The following is a 14,970-nucleotide window of genomic DNA, read 5'->3' on the forward strand; positions in this document are numbered from 1 at the left end:
AACCCGCATGTACGACGACAGCGCGGCCGGCCCCAAGCCGGTCCTGGAACCCGCGGCACAGGCATTCGTCGAGGCCACCGCCAACCCGCCGTACCTGTTCGACCTGGGACCCGAGGCCGGGCGCAAGGCGGTGGACGAGGTCCAGTCGGGTGACACCCCGAAGCTCGCGATCGACGAGGAGTGGGTGGAGGTTCCGGGCGGCCCGACCGGCAGCGTCGGCGTGCGCATCGTCCGTCCGGCCGGGGCCGTCGGCCCGCTTCCGGTGATCCTGTACATCCACGGCGCCGGGTGGGTGTTCGGCAACGCGCACACGCACGACCGCCTGGTCCGCGAACTCGCGGTCGGCACCGGGGCCGCCGTCGTCTTCCCCGACTACAGCCTCGCGCCGGAGGCGCGCTACCCGGTCGCCATCGAGCAGAACTTCGCGGTCGCACGGTGGGTCGTCACCGAGGGGGCGGCCAAGAACCTGGACGCCGCACGCATGGCGGTGGCCGGCGACAGCGTCGGCGGCAACATGACCGCGGCGCTGACCCTGATGGCCAAGGAGCGCGGCGGCGTCCCGCTGCTCGCCCAGGTGCTGTTCTACCCGGTCACCGACGCGAACTTCGACACCCCGTCCTACCACCGGTTCGCCGAGGGCTACTTCCTGCGCCGCGACGGCATGCAGTGGTTCTGGGACCAGTACACGACCGACCCGGCGCAGCGCGCCGAGATCACTGCGAGCCCGCTGCGGGCCGGCGAGGAGCAGTTGGCCGGTCTTCCCCAGGCCCTGGTCATCACCGGCGAAGCCGACGTGCTGCGCGACGAGGGGGAGGCCTACGCCAACAAGCTGCGTGCGGCCGGCGTCGAGGTCACCGCGGTTCGCTACCACGGCATCATCCACGACTTCGTGATGCTCGACGCGCTGCGCGGCACGCACGCCGCCGAAGCCGCGATCACCCAGGCGACCGGCTTCCTGCGCTGCGCCTTCGAGTCGGCCTGACGCCCACCGTCGTGCCCGTGCACGGCGCTTTCGCCGCGGCGAGACCTTGCGCTTCGCCCGGGTGATCCCCGAGCGCAGACGGGTCGCCGACCCCGTCGGCGAGGCCGTCCGGTCGGTCACCGGTTGACCCGTCGGCCCCGCCGAGATCGCCGCCCGATGGCAAACCGCCTCGGGCGGCGATCGCGCGCCCTCCGGCCGGACCCGCGCAGCACGAACCGCCTTCCGAAGGTCGGCGCAACGCCGATCCCTCCCGAAAGCAGGAAAACCACGGTCATATGACTTAAGCGCCTTCTCGTAGAGTGCGTCATGATCGTCCGGACCGGAGCGACATCGCCCGGTATCGGCAACAGTGCGGCAAGGTCTGGGGTGCGGGATGACGAGCCACGTGTCGGGCGGCACGGCGGGCGGCGCGTTCGAGGACGCGGACGCGGAGTGCCGGGCGTCCGAAGCGCGGCTGCTGGGCCGTGACCGCGAACTCGCGCGGATCCTCGCATCGCTGGGCCGGGAGCCGGGTGCTCCCCGGGTGTTCCGGGTGCTCGGCGAGGAGGGAATCGGGCGTACCAGCCTGCTGCGCGCGGTGTGTGCGGGTGCCCGTCGCGACGGGGCCCTGGTGCTGCTCGCGCGGGGCCGCCCGGCGGCGGAGGCGAAGCCCCTCGACTGCCTGCGCCACCTCCTCGACCCGGTCGGCGACGAGATCCTGGGCCTGCCCGCCGCGCACCGGCAGGTGCTGACGCGACTTCTCCGCCCGGAGGTTGCGGGGCATGCCGAGCCCGCGGACGACGTGCCGGCCCCGCCGGCGGTGCACGCCGCCGTCGCCGCGCTGTTCGACCGTCTCGCCGACGCGGACCGGCACGTCGTCGTCGCCGTCGACGACGTGCAGGACTGCGATCGCCTCTCCCTCGACCTGATCGACGCGCTGGTCGGCCGGCACTTCGGCGGCCATCCGACGTTCGTGCTGACCGCGCACGCGGACCGCGCCCCGATGCGGTTGGCGTGCGACGTCGAGACCGTGCACCTGGCGCCACTGTCCGCGCGCTCTGCCGCCGAACTGCTCGACGCCCAGCCGAGCGCACCCTCCGGACGGGCGCGGCTGGAACTGCTGGAGCGTGCGCAGGGCAACCCGGCCGCCGTGCTGGAACTCTGCCGCCTGGCGGCCACCCGCACCGAGCCGTGGCTTGCCGGGCGGCGGGCGTTCCGCCCGCAGGTGGGGCACGCGTTCGAGGAACGCCTGCGCCGCCTGCCGCCGAAGACCCGGCACGCGCTGTTGTACGCCGCCCTGAGCCTGCCGGACCAGGACCTGGCCGCGATCGCCGCCGCGCTCGGCGGCCGGACCGCCGAAGGCACCCCGGATCCGGGCATCTGGGCGCCGGCCGAGAACGCTGGCCTGATCGCGGTGGTCGGCGGCCGCGTCGAGTTCCGGCATCCGCTGGGCCGGGTGGCCGCGGAGACCGGGCAGCCCGTGGGAGTGCGCCGACGCGCCCACCGCGATCTCGCCGCGGCGCCCGGCACCGGCCCGATGTCGTGGGCCAGGCACCGCGCGGCGGGCGGGCCCGGCCCGGACGAGGCGGTGGCGCAGGCACTGGCACAGGCCGCCGGTCGGGAGCACGGCGCCTTCCTCGCCGCTCGCGCCTTCGAGCAGGCCGCCGCACTGACCCCCGGCGACCGCGACCGCGCCGGCCACTTGGCCGCGGCACTCAGTGGCGCCGCCGCGGTGGGCGATTTCGGCTGGGTGCGCGATCTTTGGCGGCAGTTCCGGCCGTTCGCCCGCCCGGATGCGGATCCGGAGGCAATCTGCCTCGCCGCCTGCGCGATGGGCGCCGCGTTGTCGCTGACGTCCCGGCAGAAGGAGGCGTTCGACCTGCTGGTCGGCGTCGCCGAAACCGTCGCCGACGCGGCCGGGTCGATCACGGTCGCGGTCATCGCCTCGGGCATCGCCGCACAGTCCGGACTGCCGCGGCATCGGGACGAACTGCCCGCCCTGCTGGCCCGCGCCCGTGCCGCGTCGCCGGGTGAGGACGGGCCGGCCGGGTCGCCCGCGTCGGCCCGGGAAGGCGCCGGCCCGATCGACCCCGGAGTGCGCGCCGCACTGGACGCGGCGGTCGCGGCGGCGGCGGACCCGGCGGAGGCCGTTCGGATGTTGCGGCGGCTGCCGCGCCCGCGGCTGGGGCCGGCCGCGTACGACCTGCCCGAGGCCGTGCGGCGGAGCGCGATCGCTTCCGTCGCCTACCACGCGGACGAGCCGGACGTGTGTGTGGAGCAGTACCGCGGCGTGCACGCCGATTTCCGGGCCCGGGGCGCGTTCGGTCTGCGCGCGTGGTCGCTGGCTCCGCTGCTCGACACCCTGCTGGCGACCGGGCGGTGGGCGGAGGCCGCGGCACTGATCGCCGAGGCGGACGACGACGCGGCCGTACTGCGGCTCTCCCGAGTCCAGGCGGATCTGCGCGCGTTCGCCGCGACCCTGGGCGCCCTGCGCGGCGCCGCCGACCGTGCCGTCGCGGCCTTCTCCCAGCCCGACGTGGCCTTCGACCTCGACGAGAACCGCGCCACGTCGGTCCGCCTCCTGGGGGCGCGAGCCGCGGACGCGCGCGCACGCGGGGACTGGAACGAGGCGTTCCGTCGCCTTCGCGCGCTGTTCGAACCGGACGGTACGCCGGTACACCCGTTCCTCTCCGTCCGCGGCATCGCCGACCTCGCCGTGGCCGCCCACCGGACCGGGTGCGCAGCGGACGTGCTGCCGGTCCTGTCGCAGGTCCGGGCCGCCCAGGGGGAGCGGCCGACGGGCCGGATGACGCAACTGCTGCACCACGCGAGCGCGCTGGTCGATCCGGAAGCCGACGCCGAGCACCATTTCCGCCTGGCCCTGGTCAACCCGGAAGGCGAGCGCTGGCCGGTGGAACGCGCCCGGACCCGGTTGAGCTACGCCGCGTGGCTGCGCCGCGCCCGCCGTCCCTCGGAAGCGCGCGAACAGTTGTGCGCCGTCCTGGACACCGCCGAGGTACTCGGCGCCGCACCGCTGGCCGACGCGGCCCGCACCGAGTTGCGCGCGAGCGGGGTCGCGACGGCCCGCGAGGGCGTGGACGCGCTGGCCGAGCTCACGGCGCAGCAGCGGCAGATCGTCACGATGGCGGCGAGCGGCCTGTCGAACCGGGAGATCGGCGAACGGCTGATGTTGTCCCCGCGCACGATCGGGGCCCATCTGTACCATGCCTACCCGAAGCTCGGCGTCAGCAGCCGCCACCAGTTGCGGGACCTGCTCACGAGCGGCTGAGGGCGAGCGTGGGATCCTCGGATGTCGGCGCCGAGGCGGACGGAACGAGCCGAGGCAGACGGAACGACAAGCCGAGGACGAGCCGGGACGGTGCCGCCGACCGAGCGGCACGGCGCCCTCGGGCGGGGCAATGCGAAAGGTGGACACGCCATGGACCGGGATCGCGAGGGCAGCGCGGGCGGATACCCGCCGGCGCGGGTCGTCCTCGATCCGGCCGTGCGGCGGCTCATCGCGGCCTCGGCCACGCCGCCCTCGTTGGACGACCTCGATCCGGTCACCGGCCGGCAGGCGCTGGCCGAGGCCCAAGCCGACCGCATCGAGGACTTCGAGGTCGACGCCGTGTTCGGGGCCGCCCCGGTCGGCCCGTCGGGGCTCGTGGGCTATTGGACGATCCGTCCCGTCGGCGTGTCCGGACCGCTGCCCACGCTCTTCTACGTGCACGGCGGTCGGTGGATGCTGGGCGATGCGCACACCCACGCCCGGCTGATCAGCGCCCTGGTCACCGGTGCCGGCGTCGCGGCGATCGTCCCCGAGTACAGCCGCTCGCCGGAAGCCCGCTACCCGGTGGCCCTGCGCGAGTGCCACGACCTGCTCGCCTGGGCGGTGGACAACGCCGACTCGCTCGGCCTGCGCCCGGATCGCGTGGCCGTGGCCGGCGACTGTGCCGGGGCCACGCTCGCGACCGCCGTCGCGATGACGGCGCAGGCGGGCGGCGGCCCGGCGATCGACGCGCAACTGCTCTACTACCCCCTTACGGACGCCGCCTGCGAGAGCGACTCCCAGCGCCGATTCGCCGAGGGCTACCTGCTGACCCGCAAGGCGCTGCTCCGCTACTGGCAGGACTATCTGGGCACGCCCGCGTCCGCCGCGCCGCCCACCGCGTCCCCGCTCTCCGCGAGTTCGACCGAGCTGGCCGGGATGCCGCCGACGCTGGTGGTCACCGCCGAGGCCGACGTCTGCCGGGACGAGGGCGAGCGCTACGCGGAACGCCTGCGGGAGGCGGGAGTGGCCGCCTCCGCGGTGCGTTTCCTGGGTACCGTGCACGACTTCGTCTCGCTGAACGCGCTGCGCGACAGTCCCCCCACGCGGGCCGCGGTGGCGCAGGGCTGCGCCTTCCTCAAGGCGCGACTGGCCTGAGCCCGCGCACCCGGCGGCACCGGGAAGGCGCCCGGGGCCGTCACCCGTTCGCGGTGTCGCCGAGGCCCCGCCAGTCGCGGGGGGAAACCCCGTAGGTCGCCCTGAAGGCCCTGCTGAAGTGCGCGGGGCTGACGAAACCCCATCGCTGCGCGACGGCCGACACGGTGGGGCTGACTCGTCCGCGCCTGGCCAGTTCCGCCGCGCAGCGTTCCAAACGGCGGCGCTGGATGAGCCGACCGACCGAGATCCCCTCGGATTCGAACACCCGGTGCAGGTACCGCACCGAGATCCGCTGGGCCTGCGCGATCTGCTCCGGGGACAGTTCCGGATCGCCCAGGTTCCGGTCGATGTACTCGCGTACGCGGCGCGGGAGTTCGCCGAACGCCGAGTCGAGGTCCGGGCTCGCCGCGGGGGCGTGCTCGGCGATCAGGGTCGCCAGCAGGTCGGCGACGTTGCCGGCCAGCCGCTCGCCGACCGCGGGCGCGATGTCCGGCGCGGATCGGGCGAGCGCGGTCAGCACGGGCGCGAACATCGCCGCCACGCCGCGGTCCGGCGGGAAGGCGATGGCGGTGATGGCGGGCACGTTGCGCTCGGCGCCCCCCAGGCTTCGGCGCGGAACGTGGAACGCGTGCAGGCGCACGTGCCCTTCGTGCTCCACGCGGAACGGCCGGTGGGTTTCCACCAGGAACATCTCGCCCGGTCGTACGAGCGTTTCGCGTCCGTCCTGCGCCACGTGTGCCGTGCCGTCGATCTGGATCGTGACCGTCACGTGCGCGCCGGCGCCGTCGGCCGGCTGCATCGGCGTGCCACCCGGCAGCCCGGTGTCCGCTTCGAGCGTGGCCACCTGCAGGAAGCCGAGGCGGCTGGTGTGGACCGGACGCGGGCACGGTGTGATGTCTGCGATGGTCACGAGTTCTCCCCGACGGCGTGCTGCGAACGGGACGACCGCTGGGCCGCCCTCGTCCATGATGGCGGGCCACCGCACGTGTCCGCATCAGTCACGTGACTGCCCGGTATTCGTCCCGGTCGTGCCGAAGCGCGGTGGGGACTACCAAGGCGTCACGGGCGATCGCTCCGGGCGGGTCGGGGCGGGCACATCCGGGTGGGCTGCGGATCACATCGCCTTGCGGTCCGGACCATGTGTTGCCGACTCGTCCCCGGCACGGTCTCGGCCGAACGGGGGCCGCGCCTGCCGTGCGATGTCCCGGCGGGCCCCGGCCGGTCGGGTGCCGTGATCGGTCCTGTTCGTCACCGGGACGCGGCGGTGCGTGCTTCCCGCCAGTCCCGGGGCGACATTCCGAACGCCGCGCGGAACGTGCGGCTGAAGTGCCCCGAATTCACGAACCCCCAGCGCTGGGCCACGGCCCCCACCTTCGGGGGTGACGACCCCGGGCGCCCGAGTTCGCGTCGGCATTCCTGGAGTCGGCGCAGCTGAATCCAGCGTCCGAGCGTCATGTCCCGGCCTTCGAACAGCTTGTGCAGATACCGGACGGACACGTAGTGCGCGGCGGCGATGGTCTCGGGACTGAGCCCGGGGTCGCCGAGCCGGCAGTTGACGTACCACCGGATGTCGCTCATGAGTGCGGACTCCGGGCCGGCCTGCGGCGGTTCGTCGAGTTCGGCGAGCAGCGTCGAGACCAGGTCCGCGAGGTGGTGCGTCATCCGGTCGAGCAGCGGGGGAGCGGGGGCCGGGATCCGGCAGAGGGATACCGCGGCGGGTACCACCAACGCTGCGGTGCCGCGGTCCGCCGGAAGTACCCGCCCCGCGGCGCGCCGCAGCAGCTCGTCGGGCTCGGTCAGCAGGGTCCGCGGCAGGCGGAGGACGACCGGGTCGCAGCCGTACGGCGAGGTGACGGTGCGGGGGCACCGCCCGTCGAGGAGGGCGAACGTGCCCTCGGGGAGCATCTGCTCGACACCGTCGGCGGCGAGTACGACCGCGCCGTCCAGCGGCACCACTACGGCGATCTCGCTCTCGTCCGGCCCGGGGTCGGTGGTGTGGAGGGGGCCCTGCGGTCCCTGCGGTCCCTCCGGGATCCGGATGACCGTGTCGTGCGGACGGGGGTGCCCGGGGGCGGGCGGCGGCCGGTCCGAGGTGTCCGGTCCCTGGGGTGCCGGGTTCGTCAGGGGCCGCATCACCGCTCCGCAATCGTCCGGGTCGGGCGGCGTCGATCCACCGCCCCGATGATCGTCCTGCGCGGCGTCGCGACGGTGTTAGGTCAATTGACTGCCATTCCTGCCCGGCCGGGGCTGCCCGATCGACCCCCGGGTACCGCAGGCGGCATCGAGGCCCCGATCGGGGCGATCGCGGGCCGACCCGCCCGGGGGATGCGGTCCGTGCCCGAGGCCGCCTCGGTCAGCACGGCGGCGAGAATCTCCGCCGTGTGCCCGGCGAGCCGGTCGGCCACGGCGGGGGCGAGCGGTGCCAGGACGTCGGCAGGCCGGTCCAGGAGGGGCAGCAGGAATCCGGCCTGGCCGTCGGATGCCGAGATCGCCCGGCCGGTGGTGGCCGCGAGCACCGCCTCCGGCACCGCGAGTGCCCGGTCCGGCAGCCGTACGAGGCGCAACGTGAAACGCCCGTGCCAGCGCAGTGCGAAGGGCCGCCGGAGGTCGAGCAGGCAGAGATCGCCGTCGCGCAGGAAGGTTCCGCGTCCGTCCTGGGTCAACTCCCCCGTGCCGTGCCGCTGGAGGGCAACGGCGATGCCGGTGCCGGGGTGTTCGGCGACGAGCCGGGACGTCCGGGCCAGGCGCAGCGCGTCGGCTTGCACCTCGAGAACGCGGATGTAGCCGAACCGGGCCTCGCTCAGCACGGCGCTGAACGGCCCGGGGCGGACCGTGACCCGGATCCGGGCCAGCCGGCGGGCGAAGGCGTCCTGGACGGTCGCGGCCGGATCGGCCACGGGCGGCGACGCGGTGTCCAGTACGACGTCCACATGGCCTCCCTCGGCCCGTCGGGCGGCCCACACCCACGGACCGCGGTGCCCGTGCCGTCGGCGTGCCGGGCGCGTCCGCAGCATCTCACGCGCCGGCGACCGCGCCCGCGAAGGCCCGACCGCACGCGCGCGGGCGCGGCGATCCGGCGGCGCGGGGCTCAGCCGCGCCGGGCGTGCAGCGCGACGTGGAGCGTGTCGACGACCTGAATGCGAGCCGCCGTGGACGCGTGACTGGCCCGCAGCGCGTCGAAGGCGACGAAGCCGTGGACGGTGCCGTGGTAGCACAGCGAGACCACGGCGACCCCGGCGGCCCGCAGCCGGGCGGCGTACGCTTCCCCCTCGTCGCGCAGGACGTCGGCCTCGGCGGTGAGGATCAGGGTCGGCGGCAGGCCCTCCAGTTCGGCGCCGGCGGCGCGCGAGGGGGAGGCGGTGCTCTGCGTGCGCAGCGCGGCGTCGGGCACGTACCGGTCCCAGAACGCCGTCATCGCCGCGGCGTCGAGAAAGTAGCCCTCCGCGAACTCGCGGTACGACGGGGTGTCGGCGGCGGCGTCGGTGGCCGGGCAGATCAAGACCTGCTGCACCAGCTCGGGGCCGCCGCGTTGCTTGGCCAGCAGGGTGAGGCCGGCCGCGAGGTTGGCCCCCGTCGACACCCCCACCACCGCGATGCGCCGCGGATCGAGACCGTCGTCGGCGCCCTGTGCGGCGATCCAGTCGAGCACGGCGTGCAGGCGTTCGATCGTCTCCGGATAGCACTCGTCCTGCTGCTGGGGCGTGTCGAGCACGACGACGGCCGCGTCGGTGCCCAGGACCAGGTCGCGTTCGAAGTCGCGCTGCGGCGGCACCGCTCCGGGCGTCCAGATCGGGCCCGGGATGTACAGGATCACCGGAAGCGGCTCGTCCGCGTCGGTCGGGCGGACGATGCGCACGAGGTTGCGCTCGCCCCGGGCGCCGGGAAGCGCGAGGCGGTCCTCGGCCACGTCGGGAGGCGACCCGAACGCGTCCCCGGGCACCGCCGCGAAGAGCCGATCCCGTTCCGTCGACGCGGAGCTGCCGGCCGTTCGTCCGGGAGCGGGAGTGCCCACCGCCTGGTGCCGATGCGCGTCCACGAACACGCGGGCCAAGGGTTCGAGCACGACCGGTTGCCGTACGGGCCGGGGTTCGGGTTCCACAGAAACTCCTGCACTGGCATGACCGCGGCCCTTCGGAGGCCGCGGTCCATGGGCTCCGTTCCCACCCTAGGGACCCGCCGCGCGGCGGGAGTGCTCGGCTTGCCCGAGTGTGTGCCCCTGACTGCACAGTTTTTCGCGTATCCGGTTTTCCGCTCTCCCCGCATCCGGCTTTTCCGCATCCCGCGCGGCGGCGTGGTGACACCGCCGTGCCACGGCTTCAGGAGCCGCCGCCCAGGGCCTGGCCGATGGCCGCTCGGGAGGTGATCCCGAGCTTGGGGAAGATCCGGTACAGGTGTGCGGAGACCGTACGGGGCGACAGTTGCAACTGCGCTCCGATGTCCTTGTTGGACAGTCCCCGGGCGGCGAGCCGCGCGATGCGCAGCTCCTGCGCGGTCAGCAGCACGTTCGTGCTCCCGAGTGCGGCGGCGGCGCCGCTCGCACCGACCGCGCCCACCTGGTCGCCGGCGGCACGCAGTTCCTGTTCGGCCAGCTCCCGCCACGGGCCGGCGTCGAGTCGGCGGAACGTGTGGTGGGCCTCGCGCAGCACGGCGCGCGCCTCGGCCCGGTGCCTGCGGCGCAGCCACGAGCCGTGCGCGAGGCGCAACCGCGCCATCTCGAAGGCCCACTGCGCGGCCCCGGGCACCGCGTACGCGTCCCGAAAGCGCGCGTCGGCGGTGTCGTCCGGCGCGGTCAGCGCGGTGGCCGCGGCGAGCAGGAAGGCGTGGTGGTCGGAGATCTCCTCCATCCGGGCGGCTTCGCCGGCCGCCACGTGTGCGCGCGCCTCCGCGAGTCGGCCGGTGTGCACCGCGGCCGCGACGAAGTCGAAGAACACGAGATGGAACCAGGGCAGACCGCGCGGCAGCACGCCGGGCTCGGTGAGCTCGGCCAGGTGCGCGTACGCCTCCTCGTGCCGGCCGTGACCCAACGCGGCCAGGCCGCGCAGACGGGTGAGGTTGTCCAGAACGAGGCGCATCCGCGCGGCCGCCGCGAGGGGCCGGATCGACCGGTCGACCGCGCGCAGTTCCTCCTCGGCGCCACGGCCGGCGAGGAAGTGCGCGTGGTAGAAGCGGAACAGCAGCGCATTGCTGCGATAGCCGAGGTCGGCCGCGGCCTCCGCCTCCCGCAGGCAGATCTCGGCCGCGTCCCAGTTCCCGCGCAGGAAATCCTGGTAGCGCTCGGCCTTGGCCAGCGAGCCCTGAGTGGCGTAGCCGTGCCGGCCGGTGAATCGCCGCCGCAGTTCGGCGTCGGCGGCGTCGACCGCCGACGCCGTCCACAGGGCGAGCCAGCCGCTGCCCGCTTCCTGCTCGTCGCTCATGTCCGCGAGCAGCGCCCGCAGCTCGTCGGCCACGCCGTGCGCGGTCCGGGCCGGGTCCGCCCACGCGCGGTAGGAAAGTCTGCCGAGGGGAGATGCCGTGGCGAGATGGCGTTCCAGCGCGTCCCAGCCACGCGGGTCGTCCGTGAGGGACGTGGCCAAGAGCAGCTTGAAATATGCCTGCTCGGCCAAGCCCCCGAACGAGTCCGCGCCCGGTTGGGCCAGCGCCCGCAACACCTCCGGCAGCAGCGTGAACGACGACTCGAAGTCGATGTGGTGGCTCTGGTCGAGGTACACCACGGCGTAGCCGAACAACGGGGCGACGTCGGGGGGCACCGGTCCTTGCTTCAGCTCGTCGACGAGCTGCGCGGTGTAACTCAGCCGGCCTCCCCGGGCGGCCATGACGGCGGCCCAGGTCAGCCGCCGGGCGCGCGGCTCGGGCGCCGGGCTCAGCGCGGCGGCGCGGTCCAGCAGCAGCGCGCCTTCGGCGTCGCCGCCCCGGCCCGCGACCCGACGACCCGCGTGTTCGAGGCGCGCGGCCAGGTCCTCGTCGGGGACGAGTGCCGCGGCGGCCTCGTGCACGAGTCGCCGCGGATCGTCGGGCAGCAGCGTTTCGGCGAGTGTCCGGTGCGCCGCGCGCCGGTCGTGGCCGGGGGCCGCGGCGATCACCGCGCTGCGCACCAGGGGGTGACGGAAGACCAGCGCCTTCGACTCGTCGAGTCGGGCCAGGCCGCTCGCCTCGATGTGCACAAGCGTCCGTTCCGCCTCGTCGCCCGAGACGGCGCGCAGCCAGGCGCCGACGTTGCCCGCCGCGGTGTTGCCGCTGAGCGCGCTGAGCAGCAGGACCCGGAGGGAATCCGGCGGCAGCGAGTTGATCCGACCGGCGAACAGGCGTTCCAGACGGCGGCCCAGCGGCAACATCTCGGGCATCGGCAGGTGGCCGTTGACATGCCCTTCTTCGAGTTGCACGGGCAGTTCCACCACGGCCAGCGGATTTCCGTCGGCCGCTTCCAGTACGCGGTTCGCCGCCGTCGCGACGATGGCCGGATACCGTCGCCGCAGCAGCTCTCCGGCGTCCGCCGGGGTCAACGCGCCGACCTCGACGGGAACGGCGGGCCAGCCGTCGTGCGCGTCCACGTCTGCTCCGCCGTCGGGACGGATGGTGCCCACGATGAGCACCGGCAGTTCGGCGATCCGCCGATTCAGGAACGCGAACACCGTCGCACTGGACGCGTCCATACAGTGCAGATCGTCGAGCAGGAGGGCGAGCGGCGCGGTACGGGCGGCGTCGGCGAGCAGCCGCAGAGCCGCCGCGCCGACCGCGAAGCCGCCGGGTGGCATGCCTTCCTGGAGTCCCAGCGCGCGATGCAGGGCGTCCCGGTGCGCCGGCGACGGTGTGTCGTCGGCCTCCAGGAGCGGCCACAGGACCTGGTGCAGTGCGCCGAAGGCCAGTCCCTGTTCCGCCTCGGAACCGACGGCGCGCAGCACGGTGAAGCCGCTCTCCCGGGCCTGGGCCTCGGTCCAGTCGAGCAACGCGGTCTTGCCGATGCCGGCCTCCCCGCGCAGCAGCACCGCGGTGCCTCGCCGGTCCACCCGGACATCGTGCAGGCCCTGTGCGAGCAGCGCTTTCTCGCGCTCCCGACCCATCAGATCGTGAGCGCTTCGCTTCCCGCCGTCCACTGCCGTCCTGCCCTCACGCTTGCCTCGTGCTCCCCAGCGGCGCCGACATTCGGCACCTGCTCGGGAGGGAACCCGCATCGCTTCGACGCGAGGCCCGCGCGCCTACGTGCTTGCGGCGCCCAGCCAGGATAGTGGCCTCTGCGGGCGGCCCGGTCAGGCCGGGTGGCGGGGAGGCGGGTCCAGGCGGGGACCCGGGTACGTATCCCGGATCGTCGGCCGCGGTCGGGTCCTGGCCACGATGGGGGCGAGTCGGCGCGAAGCCGGGGCCGACGCCAACGGTGTGTACATCGTGCTCGCAACGGCGCAGTGATCGGCGCCCACGAGGAGGCGCCCGCCCGGCCGGAGCGGTGGCGGGCCCGGGCTATTTTTCCGGCTTGCCGCGAGATTCGCCGGATTTATCCTTTTTCTCCTTGGGCTTCGGGTCGTTTCGCGGCTCCTTGTTCGAACCGAGGGTCGGGGACTCGTCGTCGTCGGCGGCGGCGGGTGCGGAGACCCGGTTGTCGACGGCGGGGGTTGTTTCCCGGGGCGCAGTGGGAGCGGTCGTGCGCGGGGGTGGCGCCGAGGTCGTCGGGGTCGCCGTGAGCGGGGACGCGGTGGGCGGGGTCGTGGGCTGGGTGGAAGGCGGGAGCGGCTCGGTGGTTCGGGCGGGGCGGCTGTTGTCCGCGTCCGGGGCGGAGTGGTCGTCGAGGACCGCCATGGTGGCCCCGGTCGCGCCCAGGATGATGCTCGCGACCACGCCCGTGGCCAGCAGGCGATGTCGTTTCCGCCGCACCGCCTTCGTACCGGATGCGGCCGGGGTCGAGGCCGGGGCCGACGGAGGGGCTCCGGCGGCGGTGGAGCGCACGGTCGTGGCTTCCGGTTCGCCCGGCGGGCCGGACGTCGGTGTGGGCGATGACGCGGCGGCTTCGAGCAGGCGGACGCACTCGGCGGCGTCGGGCCTGGCGGCGGGATCGGTGCGGGTCATCGCCTCGATCACGGAGGCGAGTTCGCCGGGCACGTGGGACGGGATGTGCGGCGCGCGCAGCGAGCGGGCCAGGGCGGCTTCGAGGGAGGCTCCCGGATATTCGCGTTCGCCCTTCAACGCCTCCAGCAGGACCAGGCCGAGGGCGTGGACGTCGCACGCGGGCCCGGAGCCCTGACCGAGGATCTGTTCGGGCGCGAGGTAGGGAATGGTGCCGACGATCATGCCGGGGGTGGAGCGGGTGGGTTCGTCGACCAGACGCGAGATCCCGAAATCGGCCAGATACGGGACGTCGCCGGGGCCGATCAGGACGTTCGACGGCTTCACGTCCCGATGCACGATGCCGGCCGCGTGTACGTATGCCAACGCCGCGGCCAGTCGGGCACCGAGCCTCGCCACGCGGTCGCCCGTCAGGGGGCCGTCGAGGATGTGCTCGCGCAGCGTGACGCCCCTGACCAGACGCATCACCACGTACGTGCAACTCTCGTGCCAACCGACATCGTGCACCGTGACGAGGGCAGGATGCGTCAACCGTCCCAGCAACACGGCTTCCTGACAGAACCGTTCCGTCGTCACGGCGCACGCGCCGGGCCGGAAGACCTTGACCGCGACCTCCCGCCGAAGTCGCAGATCGACGGCCCGGAAGACGTCGGCGGTACCACCCGTGCCGAGCAACTGCCCCAGGCGATAGCGACCGTCGAGGATGCCACCACTACGCGGAAGGGGACGCCGTATTCGGCGCGGCAATGCCGTCATGCAATCTCCCCGACTCGGTCCCGACAATGCCCGGCTCCCTACCCACCCTTCGCGCCCACATGCCGAAACGCGACCCGAATGCCGAGAACTCCGCGTGCGCCGCGGGAGAAAAGGCATCGGGAACAAAAGCCGTACCGCCGGGCGAGGGCGACGAATCGGCCGAGGAATCGGCCGAAGACCGGCCGAAGAATCGGCCTCGATCAGGTCGCGGCCGGCAGGTCGACGACGAAGACCAGGGTCGCGTCGGGTCGGATGCCCTGCGGGGGCGTGCCGCCGTACGCCTTGGCGGGCGGGAGCACCAATTGCACGCGGCTGCCCACCCGTTGGCCGACCAGGCCCTCGTCCCAGCCCGGGATCACCTGTCCGACGCCGATGGTCACGGTGAACGTGGTGCCGCGCGTCCAGGAGGAATCGAAGACCGCGCCGTCCGAGTAGTAGAACCCGGTGTAGTGGACTTCGATGTTCTGCCCGGCCGTGACCACCGGGCCCGATCCGGGCGCGAGGACCCGAACCTCCATCTTGTCGGCGGGGCCGAGGGTGAGCCGGCGCATGTCGGGCGCGCCGCGCGACGTGTCGGCCCAGGTGGCGGCAGGTCCCGGTGATGGCGTTCCGCCGGACGCGGGAGCGCTGCCGGCACCGCTCGTGATCTCGGGCTTCGGCGACACCGCACCCGCGCCGGTCGCGGTCCGGTGGCCGCCGGTGTCGTCGTGCGTGGCGAGCAGGGCCGCGACGACCGCGGCCGTCACCACGACCGCTGCGACCGCCACCGCGAAGA

The 14,970-nt window shown here is 74.0% G+C and carries 10 protein-coding genes; 3 read left to right on the forward strand and 7 right to left on the reverse strand.

Annotation, left to right across the window (positions count from 1 at the left end):
- The first annotated feature begins 7 nt into the window (after positions 1–7).
- The 3 genes from ACZOOI_RS41955 (at position 8) to ACZOOI_RS41965 (ending at position 5,387) form a co-directional block, all read left to right on the forward strand.
- Entirely contained in the window at positions 8–982 is a 975-nt protein-coding gene (locus ACZOOI_RS41955) for an alpha/beta hydrolase (RefSeq protein ID WP_465282076.1), read from the forward strand.
- A gap of 373 nt (positions 983–1,355) precedes the next feature.
- Positions 1,356–4,250, forward strand: a complete 2,895-nt coding sequence (locus ACZOOI_RS41960; protein ID WP_465282077.1) for a helix-turn-helix transcriptional regulator — start codon at positions 1,356–1,358, stop codon at positions 4,248–4,250.
- A 150-nt stretch (positions 4,251–4,400) separates the two neighbouring features.
- Entirely contained in the window at positions 4,401–5,387 is a 987-nt protein-coding gene (locus ACZOOI_RS41965) for an alpha/beta hydrolase (RefSeq protein ID WP_465282078.1), read from the forward strand.
- A gap of 40 nt (positions 5,388–5,427) precedes the next feature.
- Here the strand turns inward: ACZOOI_RS41965 and ACZOOI_RS41970 are convergent, their stop codons facing one another.
- From ACZOOI_RS41970 to ACZOOI_RS42000, 7 genes are all read right to left on the reverse strand, one after another.
- On the reverse strand, positions 5,428–6,297 hold the full coding sequence (locus tag ACZOOI_RS41970; RefSeq protein ID WP_465282079.1) for a helix-turn-helix domain-containing protein: 870 nt from the start codon (positions 6,295–6,297) through the stop codon (positions 5,428–5,430).
- A gap of 338 nt (positions 6,298–6,635) precedes the next feature.
- A complete protein-coding gene (locus ACZOOI_RS41975; protein ID WP_465282080.1) occupies positions 6,636–7,520 on the reverse strand; it encodes a helix-turn-helix transcriptional regulator in 885 nt (294 codons plus the stop codon).
- Between the two features lie 83 nt (positions 7,521–7,603).
- On the reverse strand, positions 7,604–8,317 hold the full coding sequence (locus tag ACZOOI_RS41980; protein WP_465282081.1) for an AraC-like ligand-binding domain-containing protein: 714 nt from the start codon (positions 8,315–8,317) through the stop codon (positions 7,604–7,606).
- A 158-nt stretch (positions 8,318–8,475) separates the two neighbouring features.
- The gene (locus tag ACZOOI_RS41985; protein WP_465282082.1) at positions 8,476–9,486 is read right to left on the reverse strand and encodes an alpha/beta hydrolase; all 1,011 of its coding nucleotides are present in this window, start codon (positions 9,484–9,486) and stop codon (positions 8,476–8,478) included.
- Positions 9,487–9,703: 217 nt separating this feature from the next.
- On the reverse strand, positions 9,704–12,445 hold the full coding sequence (locus tag ACZOOI_RS41990) for a helix-turn-helix transcriptional regulator (RefSeq protein ID WP_465282083.1): 2,742 nt from the start codon (positions 12,443–12,445) through the stop codon (positions 9,704–9,706).
- A gap of 394 nt (positions 12,446–12,839) precedes the next feature.
- Positions 12,840–14,195, reverse strand: coding sequence for a serine/threonine-protein kinase (locus tag ACZOOI_RS41995; protein WP_465282084.1), 1,356 nt, complete (start codon positions 14,193–14,195; stop codon positions 12,840–12,842).
- Positions 14,196–14,395: 200 nt separating this feature from the next.
- Positions 14,396–14,962: an FKBP-type peptidyl-prolyl cis-trans isomerase gene (locus ACZOOI_RS42000; RefSeq protein ID WP_465282085.1), complete on the reverse strand. Its 567-nt coding sequence runs from the start codon at positions 14,960–14,962 to the stop codon at positions 14,396–14,398.
- Positions 14,963–14,970 lie beyond the last annotated feature (8 nt).

The sequence above is a fragment of the Embleya sp. L77 genome, from assembly GCF_055557415.1.

Bases quoted from the DNA above. Each gene is read 5' to 3' on its own strand.
- ACZOOI_RS41955 (WP_465282076.1), top strand. From the start codon at position 8: ATGTACGACGACAGCGCGGCCGGCCCCAAGCCGGTCCTGGAACCCGCG.
- ACZOOI_RS41960 (WP_465282077.1), top strand. From the start codon at position 1,356: ATGACGAGCCACGTGTCGGGCGGCACGGCGGGCGGCGCGTTCGAGGAC.
- ACZOOI_RS41965 (WP_465282078.1), top strand. From the start codon at position 4,401: ATGGACCGGGATCGCGAGGGCAGCGCGGGCGGATACCCGCCGGCGCGG.
- ACZOOI_RS41975 (WP_465282080.1), bottom strand. From the start codon at position 7,520: ATGCGGCCCCTGACGAACCCGGCACCCCAGGGACCGGACACCTCGGAC.
- ACZOOI_RS41990 (WP_465282083.1), bottom strand. From the start codon at position 12,445: ATGGGTCGGGAGCGCGAGAAAGCGCTGCTCGCACAGGGCCTGCACGAT.
- ACZOOI_RS41995 (WP_465282084.1), bottom strand. From the start codon at position 14,195: ATGACGGCATTGCCGCGCCGAATACGGCGTCCCCTTCCGCGTAGTGGT.